General features: G+C 44.5%; 11 protein-coding genes. 10 read left to right on the forward strand and 1 reads right to left on the reverse strand.

The features are described from left to right. Window positions 1-215: 215 nt before the first annotated feature. Together ACFQ4A_RS06685 and ACFQ4A_RS06690 are read left to right on the forward strand one after the other, a co-directional pair. Window positions 216-944 carry an AzlC family ABC transporter permease gene (locus ACFQ4A_RS06685; protein WP_382398859.1) on the forward strand — a complete coding sequence of 243 codons (729 nt, stop codon included), beginning with the start codon at window positions 216-218 and terminating at the stop codon, window positions 942-944. Beyond that, entirely contained in the window at window positions 941-1,234 is a 294-nt protein-coding gene (locus ACFQ4A_RS06690) for an AzlD domain-containing protein (protein ID WP_382398861.1), read from the forward strand. The genes ACFQ4A_RS06685 and ACFQ4A_RS06690 overlap by 4 nt, the downstream gene beginning before the upstream one ends. Before the next feature lie 53 nt (window positions 1,235-1,287). On the opposite strand, the gene ACFQ4A_RS06695 is transcribed toward ACFQ4A_RS06690, so the two are convergent. After that, a complete protein-coding gene (locus ACFQ4A_RS06695; protein ID WP_382398863.1) occupies window positions 1,288-2,154 on the reverse strand; it encodes a cation diffusion facilitator family transporter in 867 nt (288 codons plus the stop codon). 228 nt (window positions 2,155-2,382) lie between these two features. On the opposite strand from ACFQ4A_RS06695, the gene ACFQ4A_RS06700 reads away from it, so the two are divergent. The 8 genes from ACFQ4A_RS06700 to ACFQ4A_RS06735 all read left to right on the forward strand — a co-directional run bounded on the left by ACFQ4A_RS06700 (window position 2,383) and on the right by ACFQ4A_RS06735 (window position 10,549). After that, entirely contained in the window at window positions 2,383-3,582 is a 1,200-nt protein-coding gene (locus tag ACFQ4A_RS06700; RefSeq protein WP_382398865.1) for an MFS transporter, read from the forward strand. Window positions 3,583-3,679: 97 nt separating this feature from the next. Continuing rightward, on the forward strand, window positions 3,680-3,913 hold the full coding sequence (locus ACFQ4A_RS06705) for an IDEAL domain-containing protein (RefSeq protein ID WP_382398867.1): 234 nt from the start codon (window positions 3,680-3,682) through the stop codon (window positions 3,911-3,913). A gap of 70 nt (window positions 3,914-3,983) precedes the next feature. After that, the gene (locus tag ACFQ4A_RS06710) at window positions 3,984-5,255 is read left to right on the forward strand and encodes an MFS transporter (protein ID WP_382398869.1); all 1,272 of its coding nucleotides are present in this window, start codon (window positions 3,984-3,986) and stop codon (window positions 5,253-5,255) included. Between the two features lie 47 nt (window positions 5,256-5,302). Continuing rightward, on the forward strand, window positions 5,303-5,455 hold the full coding sequence (locus ACFQ4A_RS06715; RefSeq protein WP_382398871.1) for a hypothetical protein: 153 nt from the start codon (window positions 5,303-5,305) through the stop codon (window positions 5,453-5,455). A gap of 660 nt (window positions 5,456-6,115) precedes the next feature. Beyond that, a complete protein-coding gene (locus ACFQ4A_RS06720; RefSeq protein WP_382398883.1) occupies window positions 6,116-6,811 on the forward strand; it encodes a response regulator transcription factor in 696 nt (231 codons plus the stop codon). Beyond that, on the forward strand, window positions 6,808-7,809 hold the full coding sequence (locus tag ACFQ4A_RS06725) for a sensor histidine kinase (protein WP_382398873.1): 1,002 nt from the start codon (window positions 6,808-6,810) through the stop codon (window positions 7,807-7,809). The genes ACFQ4A_RS06720 and ACFQ4A_RS06725 overlap by 4 nt, the downstream gene beginning before the upstream one ends. A 102-nt stretch (window positions 7,810-7,911) precedes the next feature. Then, window positions 7,912-8,679 carry an ABC transporter ATP-binding protein gene (locus ACFQ4A_RS06730; RefSeq protein ID WP_382398875.1) on the forward strand — a complete coding sequence of 256 codons (768 nt, stop codon included), beginning with the start codon at window positions 7,912-7,914 and terminating at the stop codon, window positions 8,677-8,679. Beyond that, window positions 8,651-10,549 (forward strand): ABC transporter permease, encoded by a 1,899-nt coding sequence (locus ACFQ4A_RS06735; protein ID WP_382398877.1) that lies wholly within the window; start codon window positions 8,651-8,653, stop codon window positions 10,547-10,549. The genes ACFQ4A_RS06730 and ACFQ4A_RS06735 overlap by 29 nt, the downstream gene beginning before the upstream one ends. The last annotated feature ends 265 nt before the right edge of the window (window positions 10,550-10,814 follow it).

Genomic DNA, 10,814 nt, shown 5'->3' on the forward strand with positions numbered 1-10,814 from the left:
CCTGCCGGGGATTCCACCATACGCCCCGTCTCTGATTGCTGCCCAGACAGATTCTACTGTCATTCACGGATGATGCTATTGAGTTAAAATATTATTAACGACTATACATGTTATATGAACCGTTTGTCAATGTTCCATTTAAAACTGAAATACTTTTTCTTCGTGGTGAAGTAAGTTATAATAGTCTTAATTTTTACTTGAGGGAGGGGACGAGAATGGATGCAGACGTCGTAGATAAACAAAAATCATCCCCGGCAGTACATATGGTTCGCAGAGGAATCGCAGTGGGTTTCCCGATCATGCTCGGTTATTTACCAATTGCCATCACGTACGGTGTGCTGGCCAAACAGGCCGGGATGACGCTCACTGAATTAACATTGATGAGTGTGATGGTTTTTGCCGGTGCCAGCCAGTTTATGGGAGCCAATATGATTGCTGTTGGTGCTGGTGCTGCAGAAATTATCGTCGCCACGTTTGTCCTTAATTTTCGTCATTTCGTGATGAGTTTGTCTTTCATGAATCGACTGCGGGATCTTGGTATAAGATGGAAGGCACCTTTATCACTGGGGTTGACGGATGAAACATTTGCTGTCTCATCCTTACATACAAAAGAGGCGAAAATGGAAAAAGGCGCCTATTTTTATGCAGCTCTGATTTTAACAGCCTATTTGTCATGGATTATGGGTTCTTTTTTAGGTGGCGTTCTTGGTGAAGTGATTCCCGAGCAATTGAGTCAGAGCATGGGGATTGCGCTGTATGCCATGTTTATCGGCTTGCTTATTCCATCGGTGAAAAAAGAATGGCGTGTCGGTCTTGTGGCAGGTATCGCCATGCTTATTAATCTTATTTGCAGTCAATTCATGAGTGAAGGCTGGGCAATTGTATTCGGGACAGTACTGGGTGGTTTAAGTGGTGTCTTTTTGCTGAAGGAGGGTGATTCATGATTTTAGCCATTATTATCGGTATGGCGCTCGTAACGATGATCCCCCGCGTCATTCCGGCGTACATCGTGGATAAACTGCAGTTCCGTGATTGGGTAAACCGCTGGCTGAACGCCATCCCCTTTGCCGCATTGGGTGCTCTCATATTTCCGGGGATTTTGAGTGTGATACCTAATCGGCCATATATTGGATTACTCGGCGGGCTGGCAGCTGTTGCGTTGGCATTTCTGGGTATGAATGTTATTTTTGTCGTCATAGGGGCGATTGTGACAGTCTTCTTGTTGACAATGTGAGCATGGCTATCATGATTTTTTTCAAAAAAGCTGTCCGTTATGGACAGCTTTTCTTATTCATACGGTTCTATATGGATATGGGCATACGGAATATGATGCTTATCCTGCAGAAAACGTTCGATTCTTTCCGTTATGGCGTGACTCTCCTTGACATTTAAATCGGGGTCAACAAGAATTGTTACCTCAATAAACGCTTGGTTCCCATGGAATCTTCCTTTCACATCCACAACGTTTTTAACTTCGGGCACTCTCGCTATGCTCGATTTTATTTTTTTAATCTGTCTTTCATCAAATCCGTCCGTTAGCGTATGGGTGGCATCCCTGAAAATATCCCATGCGGTTTTGCAGATGATGATGCCAACAATCAATCCTGCTAGCGGGTCAAGCCAATAAAGTCCAAACTGAGCACCGATGATGCCGGCAAAAGCGCCGAGACTTACGTACGCATCCGACCGGTTATCCTGGGCCGCCGCATCGAGTGAGCTGCTGCCGATTTCCCGTGCGAGTGACACATTATAGCGATAAACGGCATACATCACCATAGCTGCCCCAAGTGCGGTCCAGGCTGTTAGCATATGAGGCTGGGCGGTTACACCGGCCAGCACGTTTCTGAATGTATCAGCAATGACTTGTATACCCACCGTGACAATCACAAAGGCCGCAAATAAAGAGGCGACGGTTTCGGCCCGGTAATGGCCATAATGATGATCAGCATCTGGGGGTTTTCGTGAGATTTTCAGCCCAATCAGAACAGCAATCGAAGCAACGACATCGGTTGTGTTGTTCAATCCGTCCGCCCGCAGTGCATCCGAATTCCCGATTGAAGCGATGGCCAATTTGGCTATGGCTAAAACAATATAGGCATAAATACTGATCCAGGCACCTTTTTCACCTTTTTTTAAATGATTTGCCTTCTCCATCTAAACGGCCTCCGTTTTGAAAAACCATTTTAAGTCACATCGCGTTACAATTATAACAGTCTATCAAAATTCGCTGTTGTGCGTCCAGAGAAATAGGACGGACAATGATCATTTATTTTGTTTCCAGTAGTAGCCATTTATCGACACCATTATTCACCGGGAATAAAACTGACTGTCAGGTAAATAGTAATTTTAGTGTGATTATAACGCAAAAAAAGGAGTAAGGTTATGGCGGATCATCTCAAGGAGCAGGAAAAACGCCGGGCAGTTTTAGCATTGGCTTCGATCCCATTAATCATGACATTGGGAAATTCAATGCTGATTCCCATCCTGCCGGTTATGGAACAGGAACTGGACATTTCCAAGCTGCAATCAAGTTATATTATTACGGTTTATTCCATTGTCGGTATTTTCTTAATCCCTGTTGCCGGGTTTTTATCGGATCGATTTGGTAGGAAGAATGTGATTATTCCATCATTGATTATTACCGGGGTGGGAGGGCTGCTGGCCGGTCTGGCATCGCAGCTGATGGATAATCCTTTTTTAGTTATACTGGCTGGCAGGATACTGCAGGGTATTGGTTCATCGGGCGCTTTTCCCATTGTGTTGCCGCTTGTGGGTGATATGTTTAAAGATGATAAGGAAGCCAGTACGACTCTTGGTATTATCGAAACATCGAATACGGTCGGGAAGGTGTTGAGTCCGATACTTGGTGCTGCGCTTGCAGCAGCTGTCTGGTATCTGCCCTTTTATTCCATTCCGGTGTTCTGTGCTGTGTCGGCCTTAATGGTTGCTTTTCTGATTAAAAATAAAGAGGAAAAAGCGAAACAGACACGATTTAAAGCGTATATTGGGTTTATCAGGGATGTCATGAAACAGCACGGCCGGTGGTTGATTGCCGTATTTATTATTGGCGCGATCCTTATGTTTATTTTATTCGGATTTCTTTTTTATTTATCCAGTATTCTTGAGGAGAAATATGATTACAAAGGCATCTGGAAAGGAATGCTGCTTGCTGTTCCATTACTGGCACTGTCCATTGCTTCATTTATAAGTGGACGCAAAATAAAAGATAACTTAAATGTCATGAAGTGGGTTACCTTCACTGGCGTTATTTTGACCGGTGTATCTGTTGCTGTGATTCCATTTATGGATCATCCCGTCTATTTGCTGTCGATCTTCCTTGTTTGTGGGACCGGCATCGGCATGGCGCTACCTTGTCTTGACGCACTGATTACTGAGAGCCTGGACAAAAGTGTACGAGGTGTCATAACATCACTCTATAGTTCGATGCGGTTTATCGGTGTTGCGGCAGGCCCGCCGGTCATTGCCATGATGATGAAAGGTAATATTAGCTGGATGGCCAGTGTCTTGACTATTTTTGCATTAGTGGCCGGATTTCTAGGTTATCGAAATATCAAACCTTAGCTGCCGGTAGCGTTCATGAACATTTCCAAAAAATAATACTTGCAAATTTTTAAATTATTTAGGATAATGGAAAAAAGGAACAAGGGGGAATGTTCCATTGAAGAAACAAAAAATGACCTATCAGCTTTACCGGTATACTGGGACGGCCATAAAGGCCACACGAGAGGTTCCGTTTGAACTGAAGTTATCAGCTCAATTATTATTGGATGAGGTATGCTTTAACTGGAATAAACAGCGATTAGAAACAGCTATCAACCATGCCATTGATACTGGGGACAGAGAACAATTTAAGCAATTATGTGAGGAATACAGAAGTTTCATCTGGGAGTGACCGGATGCGACAATGCCTTGCCTGAATATTGGTGAGGCTTTTTTCATGTGACGGGATAGGGGGAGACGGTATGAAACGGAAAACGGCTTTTAGCTGGATGATGTATGACTTTGGAAATTCAGCATTCGCTACGACGATTATGGCAGCAGTTCTTCCGGTTTTTTATTATGATGTGGCTGCTGTTGGTTTGGACGAAAGTCTGGCCGAGAGCTATTGGGGATACTCGCAATCGATTGCTGTCTTAATTGTTGCGATATTGGCACCGATTTTGGGGGCAATCAGCGATTTCTCCGCAGCCAAAAAGAAGTTTTTACGTTTTTTTGCCTATATGGGAATGATTGCCAGTATCCTGCTGGCCTTCGTTAGTGAAGGGGATTATTTGTTTGCTTCAATTTTATTGATTGTCGGAAATATCGGTTTTTCAGGCGCGAATGTGTTTTATGATGCTTTTTTGCCGGAGCTTGCAAAAGATGAAGATGAAATGGATCGCATGTCTTCAAGTGGTTTTGCATTCGGCTATATAGGTGGCGGGATATTGCTTGCTATCAATATTTTGATGATTACACAGTATAACTGGTTCGGTATTCCGGATGTGACAACGGCGAGCCAACTGTCATTTGCCTCGGTCGGTTTATGGTGGTTTATTTTTTCAATCCCGCTTTTCAGAAATGTGCAGGAAGAGGAAAAAACGGTCAAAACTCGGAAAAAATCCTATGCTGCAATCGGTTTTTCCCGGGTGATTCATACCTTTAAGGAAATAAGACAGTTTAAGTATCTGCTGATTTTCCTGATTGCCTTTTGGTTATATAATGATGGCATCTCAACGATCATCCGCATGGCGACCATATATGGACGCGGTATCGGGATTGATTCCAATTCACTGATTATTGCTCTCCTGATCACACAATTTGTCGGTATTCCGTTCACGTTTTTCTTTGGCTGGCTGGCGACCAGAATAACGGCCAAGAGGGCCTTGTATGTGACACTCTATATTTACATCGGTGTTGTTATTCTCGGTTACTTTATGGCTTCTGCCCTCCACTTTTATTTACTGGCCATATGTGTCGGCATGGTGCAGGGCGGTGCCCAGTCACTCAGCCGATCGATTTACGGGCGAATGGTGCCGGCCGGTAAAAAAGCAGAATTCTTCGGTTTTTATGGTATTTCGTCAAAATTTGCGGCTGTGTTCGGGCCATTCCTGTTCGGCCTGGTCGGCCAGTTGACGGGATCCAGTAGACTCGGAATCGTATCGTTGCTTGTATTTTTTATAGCTGGTATTATTTTATTACGGTTTGTGAATATCGATAAAGGTATACAGCAGGCGAAACAGTATGCCGGTTAAATGACGATGCTGAGACCATCAGCATGCGAAAGGGGGAGGCGCGCGTCATGCGGATTAATAATATTCGGAAAGCACTGTACGCCATTTCCAAAATTTTGGGGGATGTGAATGCCGTGAAAAAAGGAAGGGTCGGCAAAAGAATTGGACGCCGGGTTGCCGGAAAGGGAACAGGCAGAATGATGCGCAAATTGTTTAAATAGCTTAAGAAAAAACGATGACGCATCTTTTTAGATGCCAGAGATCAGCAGTCGGATTGGAAGAAATCGGCGAGTTAGCCGATTTCGGTATTGAAAACATCATCCAACAATTTTCTTATCTTTGAACAAAAGGGACGTGGTATTCCGTGTCCCTTTTATAGTTGATTAGACGATCGGTTCACTGTATTGATTACGCACGATCTTTTCCCTTGTCAACAAGATCCATCAGGAATTGGCCACATTTTTCCTGATGCAGTTTCAGTCCGATATGATTAAAAGGTTCTTCTTTAATCCACGGCCAAAAATTGTAATAAAAAAACGGATCTGGCCCTTGAGCACCAAACTTCATGTAGGCTTCGTTATGCAAGAATGAACGGGGATTTTCGATGGAATCCGCCACATTTTCACAAAAAAGGATATGCGTCCAAATATTGGGCGTAATGGAAATTCATCCCTCACACAATCCTTTCTACAAGTATAAAAGAAACCTTTCCAAAAACATATCAAAATACTTACTATTTTGTGACCGACTATTATTTTTGCCTTAATACAATCAGTTTTTGTTCTGAATATGAATGGATCGTGTACGATTCGTTTGAGACAAATGTTATAATGGTGCCAGATCACACGCTGAAATGAGGGTTATGTGTGGAAGCAAAAATCATGATTGTGGAAGATGATCCGAAAATAGCCGAGCATCTAAACGGATTTATTGCCAAGTATGGATTTGATGTTTTTACAGCCGATGATTTTTATAACTTGATGGATACATTTCGCAGCTTTCGCCCGGATTTAGTCCTGCTTGATATTAACCTCCCAAGTTTCGATGGTTTTTATTGGTGCCGGCAAATTCGTCTCGAGTCAATTTGCCCGGTCATCTTCATTTCCGCCCGGACCGGTGAAATGGATCAGGTGATGGCGCATGAAAATGGCGGCGATGATTTTATAACCAAACCGTTTCACCCGGATGTTGTCATGGCCAAAATCCGCAGTCAACTACGCCGGGCTTACGGGGCGTATGCCTCGGGTTACGGTGAACGCATTCTGCAGAAGGGTGGGCTGAAACTCTTGCCGGAACGTCTTGAGCTCAGGTTTGGATATGAAGCGGTATTCCTCACGAAAAAAGAAGCGGATATTATTGAAAGTCTGATGAGCAGGCATCCGCGAGTGGCCGGCCGCGAAGATTTGCTGGAGAAATTGTGGGATAATCAAACGTATGTGGATGAAAATACACTCAACGTGAATATGACGCGGGTACGCAAAAAATTTCAAGAACTTGGCATCAATGATGCGGTGGAGACTGTTCGGGGGGCAGGCTACCGGCTGCTTGTTACCTGGAATGAGGCGGAAGAGTCATGAAGCTGTTTTTCAAAGAACATCAATTGCTGATTGGGCTGCAAGCACTCCAGTTTGGTCTCATTTGCTTTATTCTATGGCTGGACGGTTACCGGGATATGCGGACTGTTTTCTACGCGGTCTTTATCGGTTTTTTCTTATTTAGCAGTTATCTCGTATACCGTTACTTTACACGGCGCAGATTTTACAAACGACTTGAGAAACCGATGGTGTCATTTGATGAATCACTTCAGAAAACCGAACATGTGCCGGTTGGCAAAGCACTCGATCAGCTGCTGAAATCGCAGTACAGGCTATACCAAGAAAAGATCAGCGAGACCGAAATGAGGAAGGAAGAGCATTTAACCTTTATTGATCGCTGGGTTCACCAAATGAAAACACCCCTTTCGGTCATTGAATTGACGGCCCGCGATCTGGATGAGCCAGAATCGTCCAACATCCGCGAAGAGACCGACCGCATCAAAACAGGTTTGAATACAGTTCTCTACATGGCACGCCTCCGCACGATTGAGCAGGATTTCCGGATCAAGCCGGTTATGCTGGAAAGCCTGGTCCACGACGTCAACCTGGAAAACAAGCGTTTTTTCATCCGCAATGACGTCTATCCCAAACTGGAAAAAGAACGTTCCGGAATAACTGTTGAAACGGATGAGAAGTGGCTTTTGTTTATGATGACACAGCTCATCCAGAATGCGGTGAAATATTCTGCCGGAAAGAGCAATCAAATCATGATTTCATTGTATGAACGGGAGGGAGCGGCCATTTTTGAAGTGGCAGATTTCGGCATTGGTATTCCCGAAGAAGACAGGAAGCGGATTTTCAATGCATTTTATACCGGCGGGAATGGGCGCCAATACAGGGAGTCAACCGGGATGGGGCTGTTTCTTGTCAAAGAAGTAGCCGATTATTTGGGACATGGAATTGAAATGGAAAGCATGGTAGGTGAAGGAACGACATTCCGTATCATATTTTCACCAGCCCAGAACATGACACAAATGTAAGGAAAATGAAAGGGTAATCGATCGTTTGTCGGGGCAAAGGGCGATACACTAAAGACAGCGATATTGGGTGTTACTGTACACCCGAGGAAAAGGGGTATAAATATGCTGCAAGTTAAACATGTAAGCAAAGTGTATGAAGGTAAAATCGCCTATCGTGCCTTGTCAAATATCGATCTGGCCATTGAGAAGGGAGAATTTGTTGCCATCATGGGACCGTCGGGGAGTGGGAAAACAACACTTCTCAACATGGTTGCTACGATCGACGAACCGACAACCGGTGAGGTGTTGATTGAAGGCCAAAATCCGCATACCCTGAACCGGAATGATCTGGCCAAGTTTCGTCGCCGTGAGTTGGGGTTTGTTTTTCAGGAATTCAACTTGCTGGATACGTTGACGGTGGAGGAAAATATGGTTCTACCGCTCACATTGGATGGTAAGCGGGTGAAGGAGATGAAGCAGAAGGCTGATGCTATTGCCGAAAAATTGGGCATTTCCGGTATCATGAACAAGCGAACCCATGAGATATCCGGCGGGCAGGCACAGCGGGCAGCGATTGCCAGAGCGATGATCCATCAACCGAAGCTGCTCCTTGCTGATGAGCCAACAGGAAATCTTGATTCCAAGTCCTCCAAGGATGTGATGGCGATGCTCTCGTCGCTTAATAAACAGGAGAAAACAACGATGATGCTTGTCACGCACGATCCGCAGGCGGCAAGTTATGCGGATCAGGTCATTTTTATTCAGGATGGGAAGTTCTATTCGGAAATTCACCGTGGTGATAGCCGGCAGACGTTTTTCCAAAACATCATTGATACGCTTTCCTTGATGGGAGGGGATGACAGTGACTTTTCGTCAATTCGCGATCAATAATGTCATCCGTAACAAGCGTCTGTATGCCGCCTATTTTTTGAGCAGCCTGTTTACCGTGATGGTCTTTTTTACATTTGCCATCTTTGCCTTTCACCCTGCATTCTTTGATGGGTCGATAAGAGGCGAGGTATTGTACGGTATGGGTGTCGCCGGCGGGATTATTTATGTGTTTTCCTTTTTCTTCGTGTTGTATTCGATGAGTTCCTTTTTACAATCGCGCAAGAAGGAATTTGGCCTGTTGATGATGCAGGGGATGTCCACGAGGCAAATCCGGCTGATGGTCTTTATGGAAAATATGTTAATCGGCTTTTTTGCAACCTTAAGCGGGATTTTGTTGGGCCTTGTGTTTGCCAAGGCAATTCTCTTGCTTGCGGAAAATGTTCTGGTGATTGATGAAGCACTTCATTTTTATTTTCCGTTATGGGCCATTGTCGTAACGTTTGTGTCATTTATTGTGCTATTTTTGTTCATTTCGCTGTTCGTGTCATTTATTCTTCGGACAAAGAAACTCGTTGACTTAATCAAAGCAGACAAACAATCAAAAGGTGAGCCGAAAGCGTCTATTACGCTGGCCATTGTTGCTGCGGTGTTACTTGCTGCTGGTTACGCAACGGCACTGTATGTTAAGGGGCAAGTTGTTATCATTGCCATGTTGCCGGTTATCATTGTTGTGACGATCGGGACGTATTTGTTGTTTACCCAGTTGAGTGTTTATGTGATCCGGCGGTTGAAGGCCAGCAAAGGTATTTTTTGGCGGAAAACAAATATGGTGCTTTTCTCGGATTTGTCATTCCGAATGAAGGACAACGCCCGGACCTTTTTCATGGTGGCAATCATTTCGACCGTTGCGTTTAGCGCGATTGGGTCGTTGTATGGGTTTCAGTCGTATTTGACCAAAGAAGTAAAAGACATGAGTCCTTATACGTATACGTACGCCACCAGCGAAGCGGATAATTCACAAATACAGGAACATACTGGGATGATTGATGAAACATTGAATAACTATGATATTCAGACTGACAAGGCTTCAGGTGAATTAAATTATTTTGAAGTGGATAACAGCGGACGGCCACAGGTTCTGATTGCTAAAGAATCGGAATATAATCATTTTGCTGAGCTTCAGGGTGAGGCGGAAGTTGAAGTCGATAACCAGGAAGCGATCGTCGTCTCGGACAGTTCGAAAGTTATGATAGGTGCATCCAAAAAAGAGCGGTTGATGGATGTGCCAATTGAATTGTCGGATGGTGGGAGTATTCAACCGAACCAATTCATATCGACGGTTGTGCTGCCGGAAATGTATTCGTATTATATTGTTGATGATGACACATTCGAATCCTTACCGGAACCTGTTGAAACAAAGACGCACATAGCCTGGCAGGCGGTAGAAGGATCCAAGGATGCGATCATCGAGGCCGGGGGAATATTACAGAATAAGTTCCAGGCAGGTTTATTCCAGTCGATTGATTATACAATTTATACCCTCAACAAGAGTTTTGGGCCAGTGTTGTTCATTGGGTTGTTTATCGGCATCGTGTTCTTTGTATCGGCTGGAAGCTTCCTTTATTTCCGATTGTACTCGGACCTTGATCAAGACAAGGAAAAGTTCAAATCAATTGCCAAAATGGGCTTGACGGATAAAGAATTGAAAAAAGTGATCAACCGTCAGACGGTGCTCCTGTTTTTCGCGCCAATTGTTGTTGCGCTCGTGCACGGGGCAGTCGCACTTACCGCGCTGTCGCATTTGTTTGACTACTCGCTAGTCCATGAATCGGCACTGGTGCTTGGCACATTTGCTTTGATCCAGATTATTTATTTCGGGATTGTCAGGTATTTCTATACGAAGCAGATTAGGCGCGTGGTTTTTTATTAGGCCGTTTTCAAAATGGTTGTTGTTTTTGACACAACATTCATAAACTGCGACGTAACTGTTGCTGGGTTGTTTTCTATAAGTACGTGTCATTCCCGCCGTCCGGGATCGCTTCGGGCGGATGCTTTCCGCGGGCACGGCCTCAGACTCCTCAGAAGCAAAGAACGCTTCTTCCGGGGTCTTCGGACACGTGCTTTCCCGCAGGAGTCACCGCCCTCCACTCACCCGGACTAGTTAAGTTGCGTGACGCGATTTACTATTACAACCA

The organism is Lentibacillus salinarum, from assembly GCF_042679865.1.
Taxonomy (GTDB): Bacteria; Bacillota; Bacilli; order Bacillales; family Amphibacillaceae; genus Lentibacillus; species Lentibacillus salinarum.

Excerpts from the sequence above, each read along its gene's own strand:
- ACFQ4A_RS06700 (WP_382398865.1), top strand. The coding sequence starts at position 2,383 with ATGGCGGATCATCTCAAGGAGCAGGAAAAACGCCGGGCAGTTTTAGCA.
- ACFQ4A_RS06695 (WP_382398863.1), bottom strand. The coding sequence starts at position 2,154 with ATGGAGAAGGCAAATCATTTAAAAAAAGGTGAAAAAGGTGCCTGGATC.
- ACFQ4A_RS06690 (WP_382398861.1), top strand. The coding sequence starts at position 941 with ATGATTTTAGCCATTATTATCGGTATGGCGCTCGTAACGATGATCCCC.
- ACFQ4A_RS06720 (WP_382398883.1), top strand. The coding sequence starts at position 6,116 with ATGATTGTGGAAGATGATCCGAAAATAGCCGAGCATCTAAACGGATTT.
- ACFQ4A_RS06710 (WP_382398869.1), top strand. The coding sequence starts at position 3,984 with ATGAAACGGAAAACGGCTTTTAGCTGGATGATGTATGACTTTGGAAAT.
- ACFQ4A_RS06725 (WP_382398873.1), top strand. The coding sequence starts at position 6,808 with ATGAAGCTGTTTTTCAAAGAACATCAATTGCTGATTGGGCTGCAAGCA.
- ACFQ4A_RS06685 (WP_382398859.1), top strand. The coding sequence starts at position 216 with ATGGATGCAGACGTCGTAGATAAACAAAAATCATCCCCGGCAGTACAT.
- ACFQ4A_RS06730 (WP_382398875.1), top strand. The coding sequence starts at position 7,912 with ATGCTGCAAGTTAAACATGTAAGCAAAGTGTATGAAGGTAAAATCGCC.
- ACFQ4A_RS06715 (WP_382398871.1), top strand. The coding sequence starts at position 5,303 with ATGCGGATTAATAATATTCGGAAAGCACTGTACGCCATTTCCAAAATT.